Raw genomic sequence first — 23,386 nt, 5'->3', positions numbered from 1 at the left:
ATTTTAAATAATATTTCAAATAATTGGCATATGGTTTGCATGGTTACTGTGTTTACTTATGACTTGTCAAAGGAATACAACACACCGCTATTAATAAAAACATGGCTGGAGCCCTTTTAATAATTGGTTTTTCTGGTTGAAGGCTGTAATTTTGTTTAGAAATTAAAGATAATCGGTTGATATTTCAGACTAGCGGATATTTTGTAATTATGAAATACTATTCCTCTTCGAGATAGTAAAATACCTAAATTTCGTCTCAAAGTGACAATAAACGTCAGCTCGAAGCAAGTATTTGCTGGGAAATCTTCCGCAATGATTTTTTTAAGTCGCGTCATGCTCACGCCTACGCTTTTATCCATCATAAAAAGAGAAAGACACACTAATGAATAAGATATTTAAAGTTGTTTGGAACCGTACGATTCAATCTTTCGTCGTAACGTCCGAATTGGCCAAAGGCCGTGTGAAATCGTCTGCAGAACAAAACAGTACAGATGTATCTGCCGAATCCGGTAAAAATGGTATTGCGGCAGTTTTTAGATTGACAGTGATTTCGGCAGCTCTTTTGGGTGCAGGTAATTCGTATGCGGCAACTGCGGGACGTGGGCTAATTGCGGTTGATCCTCCAACCAGTGCTACTGCGGTCAGCGGTGCAACAGCGACCGGTATTGGTGCTCTGTCAGTAGGAGCATCAGCCAATGCCACGGCTAATGGTGCAGTTGCGGTAGGTACGAGTGCAAATGCAACACATAATAACAGTCTTGCTGTTGGTACAAATGCCAAGGCTACTCAAAATCATGCTGTTGCGATGGGTGCAGATACAAGTGCAAGTAGTTCACATGCAACAGCGATAGGTAAAAGTGCCAATGCTGTTTCTGCAGATTCAACAGCATTGGGTGCAGATTCCAAAGCAAATGGTACGCAAGCGACAGCGGTAGGTAAGAATGCTCTTGCCAATAATACGAACACAACAGCATTGGGTAATTCGGCGCAAGCATTTGGTATAGGCTCAATGGCTTTGGGCCAATCCAGCACATCAAGAGGTCAAGACGGCATTGCAATTGGCAGCGGCAGTCAGGCTGCAGCCAATGCGCAAAATGCCATTGCGATCGGTACCAATGCAGTGGGTTATCAAAGTGAGTCTATCGCTATAGGTAATTCAACCCAAGCTCAAACTGGAAATACCATTGCCATCGGTAAAAGTGCAGTGGCAAATTCTCCAAGTTCGGGTAGTGCGCCATCAAGTGCTATTGCACTTGGTACAGACGCGAATGCAACCGGCCTTGGTACGATTGCTATTGGACGTGCATCTGGGGTTCTTTCCCAAAACATTATGCACCCGGGTTTAACTCACAATAATATTGCTATTGGTAATACGGCTCGAGTAGGCGATTCAAGTAGTCCTAAGATAACTCAGGCTATTGCTATTGGTTCAGGTAACCGTGTCGATGCACAGGGCAGACCTGAGGGCGCGTGGGCAAAGGGTGACCAATCTATTGCGGTTGGTGGTAATGTTGTAGCTGAGGGTAATTCATCTATCTCGGTGGGTGGTGATGACCTTGATAGTGTTGGTGGTACCCAATATTCAGGCAGCGCAACGGACAAATTCATCAAATACAATGCCCAAGGTGCGAAAGTTGGTGAATATGCGCTACGTGGTAAAAATCTGCGGGATATCTATAAAGAAATGACCGGAGATACAATGAATAGCGGGGTTTATGGTAATACCATTGCCGGTCAAGGTTCTGTTGCATTAGGTGTGCAGTCTAATTCATCTGCCGATTTGTCTCTGGCTATTGGTACTAAATCTCAAGCCACTGCCTTTGGTGGTGTAGCTTTGGGTACAGGTGCAAAAGCAACTTTGCTGAACTCTGTGGCTTTGGGTACGGCTTCTAAAACCGATAAAGAAGGTCGGGCATACGTTCAACGCGAAATTATGGGTGTAACCTACACTTGGGCAGGCGGTCAAACTACCGATGCCGGTGATGTTGTGTCTGTCGGTTCTCAAGGTTACGAACGCCAAATCATTAATGTATCCCCTGGCGATATTTCTGCTACTTCTACTGATGCCATCAACGGCTCTCAACTTTATGGCGTATTGAATGCGCTTGAACGCGTTCGTTATTTTTCTGTTAAGTCAGAAGAAGGCAAAACTGACGGTACGAAAAACTGGAACAATGACGGCGCAAAAGCAACCAATTCGATTGCCATCGGACCGAATGCGGCAACAAGCACTGGTGCGACGGGCAGTATTTCCTTAGGGCATAATGCTAACGTACTTGGTTCATCTTCTGTTGCCGTTGGCCCAAATGCGACTGTAACTTCAAGAACTGTGGGTGCCGTGGCTTTAGGTTCTAATGCTAATTCCCGCGGTACTGGCTCTATTGCCATAGGTTTGAATACAGAAAATGATCGCAATTACTCTATAGTCGTCGGTGCACACAGTAGAGCCAACTACGAAAATGCAACTGTTGTCGGTGCGAGGGCATCTGCACAAAATAACGGTACGGCAATGGGCTATTTGTCAAATGCAGTCGGTGATGATTCTGTTGCAATTGGTCATCAGGCGCAGACTGCTCAATCTTATTCTATTGCCATTGGTAAACAGGCAAACAGTTCAGGCCTTTATTCCACCGCTATTGGTTCCTCAGCCCAAGCTGCCGGGCAGAATAGTTTTGCCGGCGGTAATAATGCAAAAGCAACTGGAAGCGATTCAGTTGCTTTGGGTAGTGGCGCGACGACTACGATCGGTAGCTCTGTTGCATTGGGTAATGGTGCTGTTGGTACCGCCAATAATTTTGATGCAACAGCTAAAAATGCAACATTCAAAAACGATAGCGGTGCGACGACTAATGTCAGCTATGCGGCTTCTTCATCCGCCAAAACAGGCGCGGTTTCTGTAGGCAGCGCAGGCAATGAACGCCAAATCCACAATGTCGCTGCAGGCCGTATTTCTGCCACTTCGACCGATGCGGTCAACGGTAGCCAACTGTACACAGTTATGAACAATGTTGGTCACAATATCCAACAAAACGGTACAGACAAATCCCGTATCAACAACAATGGTACAGTCAACTACGCCGATGGCAACTTGACGACCGTTGCGGTCACCGATGGCGAAAATGCGTCAAAAGTTCAAATTAATGTCACTCAAGGCACATTGTCTGTCGATAATAATGGCACAGTGTCCGCACCGACTGCCGGTGTGGCGACTGCCGGCGATGTAGCCAATGCCATCAATAATGCCAAAACCACAACCAAGGTGGCGGCAGGCAGCAACACGCATGTCAATAAGACAACTTCAGGCAAAGAAACCACTTATACCGTCAGCGCAGATAAAGCAACGGTACAAGTTTCCAATGCTTTGAATTTGACCTCCAATACTACAACTGTAGCCGATGGTGCAGTAACAACTGATTACAGTATCGATCTCGCTCAAAGTACTAAAGATAATATCCAAAAAGGCGTAGACGCCAAAACCACCGTTGACACCAAAGGCCTGACCTTCAACGGCGACAGCGGCAGCACCAATGTCGAAAAACTCGGTTCCACCGTGACCGTTGCCGGCGACGACAACATCACCACCGAAGCCCAAGACGATAAAGTGACCGTCAAGCTGAACAAAGACCTGGTGGTAGACAGCGTGAAAGCCGGCGACACCACCGTTAACAACGACGGTGTGAAAGTCGCAGGCGGTCCTAGCCTGACCAAGTCAGGCATCGATGCCGCCGGCAACAAAGTGACCAACGTAGCCGACGGCGACCTCAATGCCAACAGCAAAGACGCCGTTAACGGCAGCCAACTGTTTGCGACCAACCAAAACGTCGCCAACAACGCCGCCAACATCGCCAAAGGTCTGAACATTGCCGCCGATAACGGCAGCGACGACAACGTCCAACTGGGCGAAACCGTTGCCTACCGCAGCAGCGACCGCAACATCGTGACCACAGTGTCCGACAACCAGATTGACTTCAAACTGGCCAAAGACATTACTGTTGACAGCGTTACCGCAGGCGACAGCAAACTGAATTCAGACGGCCTCACCATCACAGGCGGCCCGAGTGTGACCAAGTCAGGCATCAATGCCGCCGGCAACAAGATCACCAACGTAGCCGCCGGTAGCGATGACACCGACGCCGTCAACTACAGCCAGCTGAAACAGCAAAGCGCCGCCGCCCGTACCGAAGTACGTGCCGGTACCAACATCAAAGACGTGGTTAAAACCGTCGACACCAACGGCCAAGACGTTTACACCGTCAACGCCAAAGGCACGACTGCGAGCGCCGGTTCGAGCAAATTGACTGTTACTGCCGCTGAAAAGGCCGACAACGTGACCGACTACAGCATCGACTTGGCTGATAACACCAAAGCCGAAATCCAAAAAGGCGTGGATGCCAAAACCACCGTTGACAGCAAAGGCCTGACCTTCAGCGGCGACAGCGGCAGCACCAATATCGAAAAACTCGGCTCCACCGTGACCGTTGCCGGCGACGACAACATCACCACCGAAGCCCAAGACGATAAAGTGACCGTTAAGCTGAAAAAAGACCTGGTAGTGAACAGCGTCGAAGCCGGCGACACCACCGTGAACAACGACGGTGTGAAAGTAGGCGACGATGTCGCATTGACCCAAGACGGTGTTAAAGCGGGTGATGTCAAACTGACCAAAGACGGTTTGAACAACGCCGGCAACAAAGTGACCAACGTAGCCGACGGCGACCTCAACGCCAACAGCAAAGATGCCGTTAACGGCAGCCAACTGTTTGCGACCAACCAAAACGTCGCGACCAACGCCGCCAATATTGCCAAAGGCATCAACTTCGGCGGTACCACCGGCAGCAACAACTACGCATTGGGCGACACCATCAATGTCAAAGGCGACAGCAACATCATCAGCGAAACCGTAGCCGGTGGCGCACAGCTGAAACTGGCCAAAGACATCACCGTTGACAGCGTCACCGCAGGCGACAGCAAACTGAATTCAGACGGCCTCACCATTACCGGTGGCCCGAGTGTGACCAAGTCAGGCATCAATGCCGCCGGCAACAAGATCACCAACGTTGCCGCCGGTACCGATGACAACGACGCCGTCAACTACAGCCAGCTGAAACAGCAAAGCGCCGCCGCCCGTACCGAAGTACGTGCCGGTACCAACATCAAAGACGTGGTTAAAACCGTCGACACCAACGGCCAAGACGTTTACACCGTCAACGCCAAAGGCACGACTGCGAGCGCCGGTTCGAGCAAATTGACTGTTACTGCCGCTGAAAAGGCCGACAACGTGACCGACTACAGCATCGACTTGGCTGATAACACCAAAGCCGAAATCCAAAAAGGCGTGGATGCCAAAACCACCGTTGACAGCAAAGGCCTGACCTTCAGCGGCGACAGCGGCAGCACCAATATCGAAAAACTCGGCTCCACCGTGACCGTTGCCGGCGACGACAACATCACCACCGAAGCCCAAGACGATAAAGTGACCGTTAAGCTGAAAAAAGACCTGGTAGTGAACAGCGTCGAAGCCGGCGACACCACCGTGAACAACGACGGTGTGAAAGTAGGCGACGATGTCGCATTGACCCAAGACGGTGTTAAAGCGGGTGATGTCAAACTGACCAAAGACGGTTTGAACAACGCCGGCAACAAAGTGACCAACGTAGCCGACGGCGACCTCAACGCCAACAGCAAAGATGCCGTTAACGGCAGCCAACTGTTTGCGACCAACCAAAACGTCGCGACCAACGCCGCCAATATTGCCAAAGGCATCAACTTCGGCGGTACCACCGGCAGCAACAACTACGCATTGGGCGACACCATCAATGTCAAAGGCGACAGCAACATCATCAGCGAAACCGTAGCCGGTGGCGCACAGCTGAAACTGGCCAAAGACATCACCGTTGACAGCGTCACCGCAGGCGACAGCAAACTGAATTCAGACGGCCTCACCATTACCGGTGGCCCGAGTGTGACCAAGTCAGGCATCAATGCCGCCGGCAACAAGATCACCAACGTTGCCGCCGGTACCGATGACAACGACGCCGTCAACTACAGCCAGCTGAAACAGCAAAGCGCCGCCGCCCGTACCGAAGTACGTGCCGGTACCAACATCAAAGACGTGGTTAAAACCGTCGACACCAACGGCCAAGACGTTTACACCGTCAACGCCAAAGGCACGACTGCGAGCGCCGGTTCGAGCAAATTGACTGTTACTGCCGCTGAAAAGGCCGACAACGTGACCGACTACAGCATCGACTTGGCTGATAACACCAAAGCCGAAATCCAAAAAGGCGTGGATGCCAAAACCACCGTTGACAGCAAAGGCCTGACCTTCAGCGGCGACAGCGGCAGCACCAATATCGAAAAACTCGGCTCCACCGTGACCGTTGCCGGCGACGACAACATCACCACCGAAGCCCAAGACGATAAAGTGACCGTTAAGCTGAAAAAAGACCTGGTAGTGAACAGCGTCGAAGCCGGCGACACCACCGTGAACAACGACGGTGTGAAAGTAGGCGACGATGTCGCATTGACCCAAGACGGTGTTAAAGCGGGTGATGTCAAACTGACCAAAGACGGTTTGAACAACGCCGGCAACAAAGTGACCAACGTAGCCGACGGCGACCTCAACGCCAACAGCAAAGATGCCGTTAACGGCAGCCAACTGTTTGCGACCAACCAAAACGTCGCGACCAACGCCGCCAATATTGCCAAAGGCATCAACTTCGGCGGTACCACCGGCAGCAACAACTACGCATTGGGCGACACCATCAATGTCAAAGGCGACAGCAACATCATCAGCGAAACCGTAGCCGGTGGCGCACAGCTGAAACTGGCCAAAGACATCACCGTTGACAGCGTCACCGCAGGCGACAGCAAACTGAATTCAGACGGCCTCACCATTACCGGTGGCCCGAGTGTGACCAAGTCAGGCATCGATGCCGCCGGCAACAAGATTACCAACGTTGCCCCGGGTACCGATGACGCCGACGCCGTCAACTACAGCCAGCTGAAACAGCAAAGCGCCGCCGCGCGTACCGAGGTACGTGCCGGTACCAACATCAAAGACGTGGTGAAAACGACCGGTGCCAACGGCCAAGACATCTACACCGTCAACGCCAAAGGCACGACTGCCAGCGCCGGTTCTGACAAAGTGACCGTTACTGCTGCCGCAGCAGACGCGAACAACGTGACCGACTACAGCATCGACTTGGCACAAAACACCAAAGACGACATCCAAAAAGGTGTGGATGCCAAAACCACCGTTGACACTAAAGGCCTGACCTTCAACGGCGACAGCGGCAGCACCAATGTCGAAAAACTGGGTTCCACCGTGACCGTTGCCGGCGACGACAACATCACCACCGAAGCCCAAGACGATAAAGTGACCGTCAAGCTGAACAAAAACCTGGTAGTAGACAGCGTCAAAGCCGGCGACGCCACCGTGAACAACGACGGTGTTAAGATCGCAGGCGGTCCTAGCCTGACCAAGTCCGGTATCGATGCCGCAGGCAACAAAGTGACCAACGTAGCCGATGGTGACCTCAATGCCAACAGCAAAGACGCCGTTAACGGCAGCCAACTGTTTGCGACCAACCAAAACGTAGCCAACAACGCCGCCAATATCGCCAAAGGCATCAACTTCGGCGGTACCACCGGCAGCAACAACTACGCATTGGGCGACACCATCAATGTCAAAGGCGACAGCAACATCATCAGCGAAACCGTAGCCGGTGGTGCACAGCTGAAACTGGCCAAAGACATCACCGTTGACAGCGTGACCGCAGGCGACAGCAAACTGAATACAGACGGCCTCACCATTACCGGTGGCCCAAGTGTGACCAAGTCAGGCATCGATGCCGCCGGCAACAAGATTACCAACGTTGCCCCGGGTACCGATGACGCCGACGCCGTCAACTACAGCCAGCTGAAACAGCAAAGCGCCGCCGCGCGTACCGAGGTACGTGCCGGTACCAACATCAAAGACGTGGTGAAAACGACCGGTGCCAACGGCCAAGACATCTACACCGTCAACGCCAAAGGCACGACTGCCAGCGCCGGTTCTGACAAAGTGACCGTTACTGCTGCCGCAGCAGACGCGAACAACGTGACCGACTACAGCATCGACTTGGCACAAAACACCAAAGACGACATCCAAAAAGGTGTGGATGCCAAAACCACCGTTGACACTAAAGGCCTGACCTTCAACGGCGACAGCGGCAGCACCAATGTCGAAAAACTGGGTTCCACCGTGACCGTTGCCGGCGACGACAACATCACCACCGAAGCCCAAGACGATAAAGTGACTGTTAAGCTGAACAAAGACCTGGTAGTAGACAGCGTCAAAGCCGGTGACACCACCGTGAACAACGACGGTGTGAAAGTAGGCGACGATGTCGCATTGACCCAAGACGGTGTTAAAGCGGGTGATGTCAAACTGACCAAAGACGGTTTGAACAACGCCGGCAACAAAGTGACCAACGTAGCCGACGGCGACCTCAACGCCAACAGCAAAGATGCCGTTAACGGCAGCCAACTGTTTGCGACCAACCAAAACGTCGCGACCAACGCCGCCAATATTGCCAAAGGCATCAACTTCGGCGGTACCACCGGCAGCAACAACTACGCATTGGGCGACACCATCAATGTCAAAGGCGACAGCAACATCATCAGCGAAACCGTAGCCGGTGGCGCACAGCTGAAACTGGCCAAAGACATCACCGTTGACAGCGTCACCGCAGGCGACAGCAAACTGAATTCAGACGGCCTCACCATTACCGGTGGCCCGAGTGTGACCAAGTCAGGCATCAATGCCGCCGGCAACAAGATCACCAACGTTGCCGCCGGTACCGATGACAACGACGCCGTCAACTACAGCCAGCTGAAACAGCAAAGCGCCGCCGCCCGTACCGAAGTACGTGCCGGTACCAACATCAAAGACGTGGTTAAAACCGTCGACACCAACGGCCAAGACGTTTACACCGTCAACGCCAAAGGCACGACTGCGAGCGCCGGTTCGAGCAAATTGACTGTTACTGCCGCTGAAAAGGCCGACAACGTGACCGACTACAGCATCGACTTGGCTGATAACACCAAAGCCGAAATCCAAAAAGGCGTGGATGCCAAAACCACCGTTGACAGCAAAGGCCTGACCTTCAGCGGCGACAGCGGCAGCACCAATATCGAAAAACTCGGCTCCACCGTGACCGTTGCCGGCGACGACAACATCACCACCGAAGCCCAAGACGATAAAGTGACCGTTAAGCTGAAAAAAGACCTGGTAGTGAACAGCGTCGAAGCCGGCGACACCACCGTGAACAACGACGGTGTGAAAGTAGGCGACGATGTCGCATTGACCCAAGACGGTGTTAAAGCGGGTGATGTCAAACTGACCAAAGACGGTTTGAACAACGCCGGCAACAAAGTGACCAACGTAGCCGACGGCGACCTCAACGCCAACAGCAAAGATGCCGTTAACGGCAGCCAACTGTTTGCGACCAACCAAAACGTCGCGACCAACGCCGCCAATATTGCCAAAGGCATCAACTTCGGCGGTACCACCGGCAGCAACAACTACGCATTGGGCGACACCATCAATGTCAAAGGCGACAGCAACATCATCAGCGAAACCGTAGCCGGTGGCGCACAGCTGAAACTGGCCAAAGACATCACCGTTGACAGCGTCACCGCAGGCGACAGCAAACTGAATTCAGACGGCCTCACCATTACCGGTGGCCCGAGTGTGACCAAGTCAGGCATCAATGCCGCCGGCAACAAGATCACCAACGTTGCCGCCGGTACCGATGACAACGACGCCGTCAACTACAGCCAGCTGAAACAGCAAAGCGCCGCCGCCCGTACCGAAGTACGTGCCGGTACCAACATCAAAGACGTGGTTAAAACCGTCGACACCAACGGCCAAGACGTTTACACCGTCAACGCCAAAGGCACGACTGCGAGCGCCGGTTCGAGCAAATTGACTGTTACTGCCGCTGAAAAGGCCGACAACGTGACCGACTACAGCATCGACTTGGCTGATAACACCAAAGCCGAAATCCAAAAAGGCGTGGATGCCAAAACCACCGTTGACAGCAAAGGCCTGACCTTCAGCGGCGACAGCGGCAGCACCAATATCGAAAAACTCGGCTCCACCGTGACCGTTGCCGGCGACGACAACATCACCACCGAAGCCCAAGACGATAAAGTGACCGTTAAGCTGAAAAAAGACCTGGTAGTGAACAGCGTCGAAGCCGGCGACACCACCGTGAACAACGACGGTGTGAAAGTAGGCGACGATGTCGCATTGACCCAAGACGGTGTTAAAGCGGGTGATGTCAAACTGACCAAAGACGGTTTGAACAACGCCGGCAACAAAGTGACCAACGTAGCCGACGGCGACCTCAACGCCAACAGCAAAGATGCCGTTAACGGCAGCCAACTGTTTGCGACCAACCAAAACGTCGCGACCAACGCCGCCAATATTGCCAAAGGCATCAACTTCGGCGGTACCACCGGCAGCAACAACTACGCATTGGGCGACACCATCAATGTCAAAGGCGACAGCAACATCATCAGCGAAACCGTAGCCGGTGGCGCACAGCTGAAACTGGCCAAAGACATCACCGTTGACAGCGTCACCGCAGGCGACAGCAAACTGAATTCAGACGGCCTCACCATTACCGGTGGCCCGAGTGTGACCAAGTCAGGCATCAATGCCGCCGGCAACAAGATCACCAACGTTGCCGCCGGTACCGATGACAACGACGCCGTCAACTACAGCCAGCTGAAACAGCAAAGCGCCGCCGCCCGTACCGAAGTACGTGCCGGTACCAACATCAAAGACGTGGTTAAAACCGTCGACACCAACGGCCAAGACGTTTACACCGTCAACGCCAAAGGCACGACTGCGAGCGCCGGTTCGAGCAAATTGACTGTTACTGCCGCTGAAAAGGCCGACAACGTGACCGACTACAGCATCGACTTGGCTGATAACACCAAAGCCGAAATCCAAAAAGGCGTGGATGCCAAAACCACCGTTGACAGCAAAGGCCTGACCTTCAGCGGCGACAGCGGCAGCACCAATATCGAAAAACTCGGCTCCACCGTGACCGTTGCCGGCGACGACAACATCACCACCGAAGCCCAAGACGATAAAGTGACCGTTAAGCTGAAAAAAGACCTGGTAGTGAACAGCGTCGAAGCCGGCGACACCACCGTGAACAACGACGGTGTGAAAGTAGGCGACGATGTCGCATTGACCCAAGACGGTGTTAAAGCGGGTGATGTCAAACTGACCAAAGACGGTTTGAACAACGCCGGCAACAAAGTGACCAACGTAGCCGACGGCGACCTCAACGCCAACAGCAAAGATGCCGTTAACGGCAGCCAACTGTTTGCGACCAACCAAAACGTCGCGACCAACGCCGCCAATATTGCCAAAGGCATCAACTTCGGCGGTACCACCGGCAGCAACAACTACGCATTGGGCGACACCATCAATGTCAAAGGCGACAGCAACATCATCAGCGAAACCGTAGCCGGTGGCGTACAGCTGAAACTGGCCAAAGACATCACCGTTGACAGCGTCACCGCAGGCGACAGCAAACTGAATTCAGACGGCCTCACCATTACCGGTGGCCCGAGTGTGACCAAGTCAGGCATCAATGCCGCCGGCAACAAGATCACCAACGTTGCCGCCGGTACCGATGACAACGACGCCGTCAACTACAGCCAGCTGAAACAGCAAAGCGCCGCCGCCCGTACCGAAGTACGTGCCGGTACCAACATCAAAGACGTGGTTAAAACCGTCGACACCAACGGCCAAGACGTTTACACCGTCAACGCCAAAGGCACGACTGCGAGCGCCGGTTCGAGCAAATTGACTGTTACTGCCGCTGAAAAGGCCGACAACGTGACCGACTACAGCATCGACTTGGCTGATAACACCAAAGCCGAAATCCAAAAAGGCGTGGATGCCAAAACCACCGTTGACAGCAAAGGCCTGACCTTCAGCGGCGACAGCGGCAGCACCAATATCGAAAAACTCGGCTCCACCGTGACCGTTGCCGGCGACGACAACATCACCACCGAAGCCCAAGACGATAAAGTGACCGTTAAGCTGAAAAAAGACCTGGTAGTGAACAGCGTCGAAGCCGGCGACACCACCGTGAACAACGACGGTGTGAAAGTAGGCGACGATGTCGCATTGACCCAAGACGGTGTTAAAGCGGGTGATGTCAAACTGACCAAAGACGGTTTGAACAACGCCGGCAACAAAGTGACCAACGTAGCCGACGGCGACCTCAACGCCAACAGCAAAGATGCCGTTAACGGCAGCCAACTGTTTGCGACCAACCAAAACGTCGCGACCAACGCCGCCAATATTGCCAAAGGCATCAACTTCGGCGGTACCACCGGCAGCAACAACTACGCATTGGGCGACACCATCAATGTCAAAGGCGACAGCAACATCATCAGCGAAACCGTAGCCGGTGGCGCACAGCTGAAACTGGCCGATGTATTGAATGTTGGTCAAGCGGCTCCGGTGAAAATCGATGGCGACAAAGGCGAAGTCAGCGGCTTGAGCAATACGACTTTGGGCGGCAGTGACTTTGCACAAGGCAAACGTGCAGCGACCGAAGAGCAGCTGAATGCAGCCCAAGATCAGTTGGTGAATGTATTGGGTGGCAATGCGGCCAATAATGGCGGCAACATCAGCATGACCGATATTGGCGGTACTGGTGAGAACAATATCCACGATGCAATCAAAGCCGTTAATGCAACTGCCAATCTGCCTTTGACTTTCGGCGGCGACAGTGGCAAAGACGTTGAACGCAAACCGGGTACGAAGCTGAATATTGTTGGCGGTCAAACCGATGCAGCCAAACTTTCAGACGGCAATATCGGCGTTGTAGCGAATGGCTCTGATAAGTTGGAAGTCAAATTGGCTAAAGACTTGGCAGTTGACAGCGTGAAAGCCGGCGATACCACAGTCAATACTGACGGCGTGAAAGTTGGCGATGTCAATCTGACTAAAGCCGGTTTGAACAATGGCAGCAACAAGATTACCAACGTTGCAGCCGGTACCGATGATACTGATGCGGTGAATGTTGCTCAGTTGAACAAAGCTGCGGCTGCGGCTAAGACTGAAGTTGTTCAAGGCGATAACATTGTTGTTACTCAGGATGTCGGAGCCAATGGCCAAACCATTTACAAAGTGGCTACCGATAAAAACTTGAAAGTAGACAGCGTTACCGCAGGCGATACCGTGATGAATAATGACGGTGTGAAAGTTGGCGATGATGTTGCATTGAACAAAGACGGCTTGAAAGTAGGCGATGTTAACCTGACCAAAGCTGGCTTGAACAACGGCGGCAATAAGATTACCAACATTGCAGACGGTACGGATGACACCGATGCAGTCAATGTTTCTCAACTGAAACAAGCTGCTGCTGCATCTAAGACTGAAGTCGTTCAAGGTAAGAACATCGTTGTCACTCAGAAAACAGGCGACAAGGGTCAAACTGTTTACGAGGTGGCAACTGATAAAGACTTGGATATTGACAGCGTGAAAGCTGGCAATACCGCAGTGAATACTGACGGTGTCAAAGTTGGTGACGATGTTGCATTGAACAAAGACGGCTTGAAAGCAGGCAAGGTAAACCTGACTAAAGACGGCTTGGACAATGCGGGTAACAAAGTAACCAACGTAGCTGATGGCGATCTCAATGCGAACAGCAAGGATGCCGTCAACGGCAGCCAGTTGTACGCAACCAACCAAAACGTAGCCAACAATGCTGCGACTATCGCCAAAGGCATCAACTTCGGCGGTACGACCGGCAGCAACAACTACGCGTTGGGTTCTACCATCAATGTTAAAGGCGACAGCAACATCATCAGCGAAACCGTTGCCGGTGGCGCTCAACTGAAGCTGGCTGACGAGATTAGCGTGAAGACAGTGAATGCCGATACATTCAAAGCAGGCGATACTGTGATGAATAACGACGGTGTGAAAGTCGGCGATAAAGTTGCGTTGAACAAAGACGGTCTGACCGCAGGCAATACCGTGGTCAACAACGATGGCGTAACCATCGCTGCACCGACTGAAAACAATCCGAACAACCAAGTCAAACTGTCTCCTGTCGGTCTGAACAACGGCGGCCAACGCATTACCAATGTGGCTCCGGGTAAAGACGGTACAGACGCGGCAAACGTGAATCAGTTGATTGGTTTGGGCAACGAATTGCAAAACAACATCAACCAAGTAGGTAAGAAAGCCTACGCAGGTGTGGCCGGTGCGATTGCCCAAGGCTCGATTCCGCAAGTAACCCGTCCGGGTGCGACCGGTATTGGTGTCGGTAGCGGCTACTACGGTGGTCAGTCTGCCATGGCCATCGGCGTGTCTGCGATGAGCGACGGTGGCAACTGGATTGTCAAAGGCAACTTCTCGGCCAATACCGACGGTCATGTCGGTGTCGGTGCCGGTGCGCTGTATCAGTGGTAAGTTGGCAATGACAGGCAACTAGATTTACTGCCTAAATAGGGAGGCCGTCTGAAATTTTAGGTTTCAGACGGCCTTTTTTTCTGAAAACACTTGAATTTAGGCTATCTGAAACGATATGCTTCATCTATTTACCGCATGACTCTGAAAGAGAACAAATGAGCAAAACCATCCATTATTTGAAAGACTACGCCGCGCCAGCGTACCGTATTCTGAAAACCGACCTGCATTTCGATATTTTAGAACCGCAAACCATCGTCAAATCCAGTCTGACCGTTCAACCTGAAAGAGCAGGGGAGACATTGGTATTGGATGGTTCGGCAAAACTGCTGTCTGTGAAAGTAAACGGCCGGGCCGTAGATTATGTGTTGGAAGACGAAAAACTGACGATTGCAGGCGCGCCGTCTGAAAACTTCACGTTGGAAGTGGAAACTGAAATTTTGCCTGCTGAGAACAAATCTCTGATGGGTCTGTATGCTTCCGGCGGCAACCTGTTTACCCAATGCGAACCGGAAGGTTTCCGCAAAATTACGTTCTATATTGACCGTCCGGATGTCATGTCTAAATTTACCACCACCATCGTTGCAGACAAAAAACGCTATCCGGTGTTGCTGTCTAACGGTAATAAAATCGATGGCGGCGAGTTTTCAGACGGCCGTCATTGGGTGAAATGGGAAGACCCGTTTGCCAAACCGAGCTATCTTTTTGCTTTGGTGGCAGGCGATTTGGCGGTAACGGAAGATTATTTTACGACCATGAGCGGCCGTAAGGTCAAAATCGAGTTCTACACCACGGAGATAGACAAACCTAAAGTCGGTTTTGCAGTGGAATCGTTGAAAAATGCGATGAAATGGGACGAGACACGCTTTGGCTTGGAATACGACTTGGATATTTTCATGGTCGTTGCCGTGGGCGATTTCAATATGGGCGCGATGGAAAACAAAGGTTTGAATATTTTCAATACCAAGTTCGTGCTGGCCAACAGCCGTACCGCGACCGATACCGACTTTGAAGGCATCGAATCTGTTGTCGGCCACGAATATTTCCACAACTGGACAGGCAACCGCGTGACCTGCCGCGATTGGTTCCAATTGTCGCTGAAAGAAGGTTTGACCGTTTTCCGCGATCAAGAGTTTTCCGGCGACCGGGCCAGCCGCGTGGTACGCCGTATCGACAATGTCCGTATGCTGCGCTTGTTCCAATTCCCTGAAGATGCAGGCCCGACTGCGCATCCTGTCCGCCCAGCCAGTTATGAAGAGATGAACAACTTCTACACCATGACCGTTTATGAAAAAGGTGCGGAAGTAGTGCGCATGTATCACACCTTGCTCGGAGAAGAGGGCTTCCAAAAAGGCATGAAGCTGTATTTCCAACGCCACGACGGACAGGCTGTGACTTGTGATGATTTCCGTGCCGCAATGGCAGACACAAACGGCATCAATCTTGATCAGTTTGCTTTGTGGTACAGCCAAGCCGGTACGCTGGTTTTAGATGCCCAAGGCCGTCTGAAAGATGGTGCGTTTGAATTAACCATCAAACAAACCATTCCGGCTACGCCCGATATGGCAGACAAACAGCCGATGATGATTCCGGTCAAAACCGGTTTGCTGAATGAAAAAGGCGAAGCGGTTGAGTTTGAATATCAAGGTGAACGGGTGAAAGAGGCAGTTTTGGTATTGACCGAAGCCGAGCAGACTTTTGTATTGGGCGGCGTCAATGAGCCGGTTATCCCGTCTCTGCTGCGAGATTTCTCTGCGCCGGTCACCCTGAACTATCCGTACAGCGAGCAAGAATTAGCAACTTTACTGGCGGCAGATGAAAATGAGTTTGCCCGTTGGGAGGCTGCCCAAACCTTGTATCATCGTGCCATTAACGCCAACCGTCAGGCATTGGCGGAAGGCCGTCCTTTGCCGGAACATAAAGCATTGATGGATGCTTTGGCTTTGGTGGTTTCTGGTGACTTTGATCCGGCATTCCGTGCCATTTTGCTGCAAATGCCGTCTGAAACCGATATATGGGCGGAAGAAGAAAATATTGACCCGATTCAGGTTCATCAAGCGCGAGAAGCCTTGCTCAATGCTGTTGCCGTCAAGTTCCTGCCTCAATGGCGCGAGCTGAACCGTCAAGCTGCCAAACAAGAAAACCAAGCCGATGCTGCTGTTCGTTATGAATACAGCCCGGAACTGGCCGGCTGGCGTACTTTGCGTAATGCTTGCAGGGCATTTATCCTTCGTGCTGACGCTGCGCATATCGAACACGTTGCGGAGAATTACGAAGCAATGGCGCAAAACATGACCCACGAATGGGGCATCTTATCTGCAATCAACAGCAATGAAAGCGAAATTCGCGATCGTTTGTTGACGAAATTTGCCGATAAATTCGCCGATGATGCCTTAGTAATGGACAAATACTTTGTCCTGATTGCTTCAAGCCGCCGCAAAGATACTTTACAGCAAGTTCAGACGGCCTTGAATCATCCTAAGTTCAGTATTGAAAATCCAAATAAAGCCCGTTCTTTATTGATGAGCTTCAGCCGCAATATTCCGCACTTCCATGCAGAAGACGGCAGCGGCTACCGCTTTGTAGCCGATAAAGTGATGGAAATCGACCGTTTTAATCCGCAAGTTGCCGCCCGACTGGTGCAGGCTTTTAACATCTGCAACAAATTGGAAGCCAACCGCAAAGCCGTCATGACCAAAGAATTGCAACGCATCAATGCACAAGAAGGTTTGTCCAAAGATGTGGGCGAGATTGTCGGTAAGATTCTGAATGAAAAATAAAGCTTGTCTGTTGACCTTATTGTCATTTGGCAATAGGGGTAGATAGACTAAAGGCCGTCTGAAACCGATTGGTTTCAGACGGCCTTTTTATATATCAACGCTTAAATTAATTTTCGTTGAGGGTAGGGAATATGAATAAAAAAAGAGCCTGCATAAAACAGGCTCTTTTTCATACTAATCCGAAGATTAGAATTTGTGACGCAGGCCAACCAAACCAGAGATAGTTTCAACTTTGTGAGGGCCAGACTCAGCACCACGCAACCAGCCGGCAGAAACCAGAGCAGTAGTGCGTTTAGAGAAGTCGTAGTCAGCACCAACGATAACTTGGTCGTATTGAGTGCCTTTCAGTTTTTCTCCGTCAACTTTAGCTTTGAAGCCGTGAGCGTAAGAAACGCGAGGAGTCACGTTACCAGCGCGGTAAGCGGCAGTAGCAGCAACTTCGATAGTTTCAGCAGGACGGCTGTCCAAGCCAGCAGCAGTACCAAATACTACGTTAGAAGCGTTAGTACCGGCAGCGCGCATAGCAGAAGTTACAACACCGTTAGATTGGGCTTCGGCGTAGTCACCCAAAGTTTCCCAGTTTTTAGCATATTGGCCGGCTACAGATACGAACAGGTTGTTAGCATCGTAACCACCTACCAAACGGTGTACGTGGCCGTCTTTTTCAGAAACGGCATTTTTACGGAAACCACCAGCATATTGGCCGAAGAAACCAGAGTTTTCGTAGTTCAGGCCAGCGTAGTAAGTGTCACGGGTAGCGTCGTTGTGAGTGTATTTGTCAGAAGGGTTAGCGTTGTCACGTGGAGTGTATTGTACGCTTGCGCTGAAGCCGGAGAATACAGGGCTGTCGTAACGTACAGATACTGCACGCTCGTCAACACGTTTGAACACACCCATGTGCAAGGCACCATTGTTGCCTTCCCAAGGATCAACGTTGTCGCTAGAGTCTTTAACAGTAGAGTTCAATTTACCGGCACGGACTTTACCGAAGCCGCCTTCCAAGCCGATGAAAGATTCGCGAGAAGCCCACTCTTTGTCGCCACCGGCGATAGAAGTGTTTTGTTCAACTTGCCAGATGGCATTCAGGTTGTTACCCAAGTGTTCGTGGCCTTTGAAGCCGATGCGTGAACCGAAGTCAGCGATTTCAGTAGCAGTTTTAGAGCTTTTCTCTTTACCCAGTTTAGCAGCAGTTTCTTCACCCAATTTTACTTTGGATACTTCAACGCCGGCTTTGATTTGACCGTACAGAGTCACGTCAGCCATAGCTGCAACAGGCAGAGCCGCCAGAGTCAGGGCAATCAGGGATTTTTTCATTGCTGTTTTCCTTTTTTAAGTGTGAAGAAGCGAGTATTCGTTCTTCTTATTACGATATCGTTCTATTTCAACGATTCCATGACCATAATATAAAGGTTATGGCTTAAGAAAACAAATTTTCCTCTTGTTTTAGGCGTATTCTTGTTGGGAAACGTTGTTTTTTACAGACAGAGTAGGTATGGGAAATAGTCGTTTATTTCGTAATATGTTTTTCTAAAAGGAAATTTTAGGAAAACCATAAAAGACGGCTTATTGAAGTTGGGGATTAAATGTCGTTTATATTGTTTTCAGACGGCCTTGCTGAGTGAGGTTTATAGTGTATTGGGTTTTAAAATTATAAAAAACCTGCCTGAGTGATCAGGCAGGTTTCATTTGCTTGAAAGACAGATTAGTTTTTATCTTGGTCAACCAGTTTGTTTTTAGCGATCCAAGGCATCATGGAACGCAGTTGCGCGCCGACTTTTTCGATTTGGTGGTCGGCAGTCAGGCGACGGCGAGCAGTCATGCTGGCGTAGTTGACGGCACCTTCTTGGATGAACATTTTGGCGTATTCGCCGGTTTGGATGCGTTTGAGGGCATTGCGCATGGCTTCGCGGGATTTGTCGTTGATGACTTCCACACCGGTAACGTATTCGCCGTACTCCGCGTTGTTGGAAATGGAGTAGTTCATGTTGGCAATGCCACCTTCGTAAATCAGGTCAACGATGAGCTTCATTTCATGCAGGCATTCGAAGTAGGCCATTTCGGGCGCATAGCCTGCTTCGGTCAGGGTTTCGAAGCCGGTTTTGATCAGTTCAACCACACCGCCGCACAATACGGCTTGTTCGCCGAACAGGTCGGTTTCGGTTTCTTCGCGGAAGTTGGTTTCGATTACGCCGCCTTTGGTGCCGCCGTTGGCTGCTGCGTAAGACAGGGCGATGTCGCGTGCTTTGCCGCTTTTATCTTGGTAAACGGCGATCAGGGAAGGTACGCCGCCGCCTTTCAGGAATTCGCTGCGTACGGTGTGGCCTGGGCCTTTAGGGGCAACCATGATAACGTCGAGGTCGGCACGGGGTACGATTTGGTTGTAGTGTACGTTGAAGCCGTGGGCAAACGCCAATACTGCGCCTTCTTTCAAGTTAGGCTCGATTTCGTTTTTGTATACGATAGGTTGGTTTTCGTCAGGCAACAGAATCATTACAACGTCGGCTGCTTTGGTTGCTTCGGCAACGGTGCGCACGTCGTGGCCGGCTGCTTCGGCTTTTTTCCAAGAGCCGCCTTGGCGCAGACCGATGACGACATTTACGCCGGAATCTTTCAGGTTTGCTGCGTGTGCGTGACCTTGTGAACCGTAACCGATGATGGCAACAGTTTTGCCTTTGATCAGAGAAAGGTCAGCGTCTTTATCGTAATAAACTTGCATTTTATTTCCTTAGTGTAAGAGGGTTCCGGATAATCCGGGTTGAGTTAAAAGTAATAGGGACTTAAGCGGGGACTTGGTTCATCAAGACGATTTCCAATGCTTCGGTTTTTCCTTCGATGGATTTGACGAAGTTTTGGAAATGTTCGCTGGCATTGTGTTCGTCAATAGCTGCTTGGGATTTCCAGCTTTCTACGAATACGAAACGGTTGGGTTTGCCGATTTCTTGGTGCAGGTCGTAGCTGATGTTGCCTTCTTCTGCACGGCTGGCTTTGACCAATTCTTTAAACTGGGCAGCCAGAGCCTCGGTGTATTCGGGTTTGACGGTAACTAATGCAACGATTTGGATGCTTGACATGTTTGTCTCCTACTGTTTTTCAGACGGCCTTTGTTGAAAGTAAAAGGCCGTCTGAACGATACAGCGTTAAATTTTCAAAATACGCTCGCCACGACCGATACCGGCTGCGCCTGTGCGTACGGTTTCCAAAATTTGGGCACGACCGACTGTTTCGAGGAAAGAGTCGAGTTTTTCGGTGGAGCCTGTGATTTCGATGGTGTAGCTGCGGTCTGTTACGTCAATGACGCTGCCACGGTAGATTTCGGTCAATCGCAGGAATTCGTCGCGGTCTTTGCCGACGGCGCGGACTTTTACCAACATCAGCTCGCGTTCGACAAAACGGCTTTCGTTCAAGTCAACCACTTTGACAACTTCAATCAGTTTGTTGAGTTGTTTGGTGATTTGCTCGATGACGTGCTCATCGCCGTGGGTAACAATGGTCATACGGGACAAGGTTTTGTCTTCGGTTGGGGCTACGGCAAGAGAGTCGATATTGTAATCGCGTGCGGAGAACAAACCTACCACACGGCTCATCGCACCTGATTCGTTTTCCATCAGAATAGATAAGATATGTCGCATTTTTCTCTCCTTACGCTGACAATGTTTCGCGCATATGTGGCGGCAGAACCATCTCGTCCAACCCTTTGCCGTTGCCGACCATAGGCAGTACGTTTTGTTTCTTGTCGGTCAAGAAATCGAGGAATACTAGACGGTCTTTTTGGTTTAATGCTTCCAGCAATGCGCCTTCTACATCGGATTTCTTGTCTACACGGATGCCGATATGGCCGTAGGCTTCAGCCAGTTTGACAAAATCAGGCAATGAGTCGAAATAGGTTTCTGATTCACGGTTGCCGTAATAAAGTTCTTGCCATTGGCGAACCATGCCGAGGTAGCCGTTGTTCAGGGTAACGACGTTAACCGGAACACGGTATTGGAAGCAGGTCGACAACTCTTGGATGTTCATCTGAATCGAGCCTTCGCCGGTGATACAGAATACATCTTGATCAGGAGCGGCCAGTTTCGCACCGATGGCATATGGCAAGCCGACGCCCATTGTGCCTAAACCGCCGGAATTGAGCCATTGGCGAGGACGCTCGAATGGGTAATATTGGGCGGTAAACATTTGGTGTTGACCGACGTCGGAAGTAATGATGGCAGAATTATTGGTGATTTCGGCCAGTTTTTGAATGACGTATTGCGGTTTGATAATTTCGCTTTCATTATCAAACCACAGGCAGTTGCGTGAACGCCATTCTTCAATGCTTTTCCACCATTTATCCAATGAATCGGCTGTAGGTGCAGACTCTTGCTTGCCCCACAATTGAATCATTTCGGACAATACGTTTTTCACGTCGCCGACAATCGGAATATCCACTTTGACGCGTTTGGCAATGCTGGACGGGTCAACGTCGATATGAATAATTTTTTTGGCTTTTTCAAAGAATTTGGACGGTACGGAAATCACGCGGTCATCGAAGCGCGCACCGATTGCCAGTACAACGTCTGCATTCTGCATGGCGAGGTTGGCTTCGTAAGTACCGTGCATACCCAGCATGCCCAAGAATTGGCGGTCGCTGGAAGGGTATGCACCCAAGCCCATCAATGTGCCGGTACAAGGAGCGCCGATCATGCGGACGAATTTGGTCATTTCCTCAGAGGCATTGCCCAAAACCACGCCGCCGCCGAAGTAAACAATAGGGCGTTTGGCGGAAGCCAGCATTTGTACGGCTTTTTTGATTTGACCGATGTGGCCTTGTACAACCGGTTGGTAAGAGCGGATGAAGATGTCTTCTTGAGGATAGCTGAATTTAGCCATTGCTTGGGTGACATCTTTAGGAACATCGACAACAACGGGACCTGGACGGCCGCTTGCGGCGATTTGGAAAGCTTTTTTGATGGTGTCTGCCAGCTCAGCGATATTGGTTACCAAGAAATTGTGTTTGACACAAGGGCGGGTAATGCCGACTGTGTCCACTTCTTGGAATGCGTCTGTCCCGATAAGGGAGTTGCCCACCTGGCCGCTGATGACTACCAACGGAATGGAGTCGCTGTAAGCGGTGGCGATGCCGGTCAGTGCATTGGTTACGCCTGGGCCGGAAGTTACCAAGGCAACGCCGACTTTGCCACTGACACGGGCATAGGCATCTGCCGCATGTACGGCTGCCTGCTCGTGGCGAACCAGGATGTGCTTGAATTTATTGAGTTGGAAAAGGGCATCGTAGATTTCGATAACCGCGCCGCCCGGATAGCCGAATACATACTCGACACCTTCGGCTTTGAGACTTTGCACGATGATTTGTGCGCCAGATAATTGCATATTGACCTCTTTTATATGGTCTCAAACCAATAGGAACAATCCGCCTCACCACAGCACCTGTAATGCAATTCCACCAAGCAGCGATTTAGGGTACGCGCATTGAGGGAATACGGCGACAGTCAGACTGTCCAAACAATTGGAAAGGAACACAGAGTTTGTGAAAAAGAGTAGAAACGATAACGCAATCCGACTGTACAAGCAAGACAAAATCTTTCATCTTTTAACATTTGAAACGGGAAAATAGATTGTCGTTTGATTTTAAAGAAATAAAAAATAGTTTTATTGAGCTTGATGTGGGGAGATTGTTGACAGTTTGAGTAAGGAGAAGGTTTTGCAAATGAAGAATAGCAAAAAACCTCTTGATCGAATCAAGAGGTTTTTTTAATTTGGTGCCCAGGGTCGGACTCGAACCGACACACCTTGCGGCGGGGGATTTTGAGTCCCCTGCGTCTACCAATTTCGCCACCTGGGCTAGCGAAGAAGTCGTCATTATAGCGGGTTCTTGAATCTTGTAAAGCAGTAATTGAAAAAAAATTGGATTATTTTTATATTTGTTTGATTTTTAATGAATTAAACTTTTTACGTTTGATGGCTATCTAAATGGAAGTCAGATTTTTAAAACAAAAAAAGCAGTATTTATATGCAAAAAGGGCTACATTTAATGTGTCAAACGCGTTAATATGAAGATGTTTTGTTTTTATATCGGCCGGGCAGTTATTTGGCCGCACTTATTTGAAACGGTTTT

The 23,386-nt window shown here is 50.7% G+C and carries 7 protein-coding genes and 1 tRNA gene; 2 read left to right on the top strand and 6 right to left on the bottom strand.

The window, feature by feature from the left end; translation table 11 throughout:
• The first annotated feature begins 382 nt into the window (after positions 1-382).
• Positions 383-14,497, top strand: a complete 14,115-nt coding sequence (locus KCG54_RS08970; protein ID WP_254323980.1) for a YadA-like family protein — start codon at positions 383-385, stop codon at positions 14,495-14,497.
• Positions 14,498-14,652: 155 nt separating this feature from the next.
• The gene (gene pepN / locus KCG54_RS08965) at positions 14,653-17,274 is read left to right on the top strand and encodes an aminopeptidase N (RefSeq protein ID WP_254323979.1); all 2,622 of its coding nucleotides are present in this window, start codon (positions 14,653-14,655) and stop codon (positions 17,272-17,274) included.
• Positions 17,275-17,460: 186 nt separating this feature from the next.
• Here pepN and porB read toward each other — a convergent pair whose 3' ends face one another.
• The 6 genes from porB to KCG54_RS08935 form a co-directional block, all read right to left on the bottom strand.
• Positions 17,461-18,588, bottom strand: a complete 1,128-nt coding sequence (porB, locus tag KCG54_RS08960) for a trimeric porin PorB (RefSeq protein WP_254323978.1) — start codon at positions 18,586-18,588, stop codon at positions 17,461-17,463.
• A 388-nt stretch (positions 18,589-18,976) separates the two neighbouring features.
• On the bottom strand, positions 18,977-19,990 hold the full coding sequence (ilvC, locus tag KCG54_RS08955) for a ketol-acid reductoisomerase (protein ID WP_004521030.1): 1,014 nt from the start codon (positions 19,988-19,990) through the stop codon (positions 18,977-18,979).
• A 61-nt stretch (positions 19,991-20,051) separates the two neighbouring features.
• Complete coding sequence (locus tag KCG54_RS08950; RefSeq protein WP_070583491.1) at positions 20,052-20,345, bottom strand: putative quinol monooxygenase; 294 nt, start codon at positions 20,343-20,345, stop codon at positions 20,052-20,054.
• Positions 20,346-20,411: 66 nt separating this feature from the next.
• Positions 20,412-20,903, bottom strand: coding sequence for an acetolactate synthase small subunit (gene ilvN / locus KCG54_RS08945; RefSeq protein WP_003748480.1), 492 nt, complete (start codon positions 20,901-20,903; stop codon positions 20,412-20,414).
• 10 nt (positions 20,904-20,913) lie between these two features.
• Positions 20,914-22,641: a biosynthetic-type acetolactate synthase large subunit gene (ilvB, locus tag KCG54_RS08940; protein WP_254323977.1), complete on the bottom strand. Its 1,728-nt coding sequence runs from the start codon at positions 22,639-22,641 to the stop codon at positions 20,914-20,916.
• Positions 22,642-23,028: 387 nt separating this feature from the next.
• Positions 23,029-23,113, bottom strand: a tRNA-Leu gene (locus tag KCG54_RS08935).
• Positions 23,114-23,386 lie beyond the last annotated feature (273 nt).

It is taken from the genome of Neisseria subflava (genome assembly GCF_024205705.1).
In the GTDB taxonomy this organism is placed as follows: Bacteria; Pseudomonadota; Gammaproteobacteria; order Burkholderiales; family Neisseriaceae; genus Neisseria; species Neisseria subflava_D.
Note: the sequence above shows the minus strand (reverse complement) of the source record. Positions and strands in the feature narration are given on the sequence as shown.

Bases quoted from the DNA above. Each gene is read 5' to 3' on its own strand.
- KCG54_RS08950 (WP_070583491.1), bottom strand. From the start codon at position 20,345: ATGTCAAGCATCCAAATCGTTGCATTAGTTACCGTCAAACCCGAATAC.
- ilvC (WP_004521030.1), bottom strand. From the start codon at position 19,990: ATGCAAGTTTATTACGATAAAGACGCTGACCTTTCTCTGATCAAAGGC.
- porB (WP_254323978.1), bottom strand. From the start codon at position 18,588: ATGAAAAAATCCCTGATTGCCCTGACTCTGGCGGCTCTGCCTGTTGCA.
- pepN (WP_254323979.1), top strand. From the start codon at position 14,653: ATGAGCAAAACCATCCATTATTTGAAAGACTACGCCGCGCCAGCGTAC.
- KCG54_RS08970 (WP_254323980.1), top strand. From the start codon at position 383: ATGAATAAGATATTTAAAGTTGTTTGGAACCGTACGATTCAATCTTTC.
- ilvN (WP_003748480.1), bottom strand. From the start codon at position 20,903: ATGCGACATATCTTATCTATTCTGATGGAAAACGAATCAGGTGCGATG.
- ilvB (WP_254323977.1), bottom strand. From the start codon at position 22,641: ATGCAATTATCTGGCGCACAAATCATCGTGCAAAGTCTCAAAGCCGAA.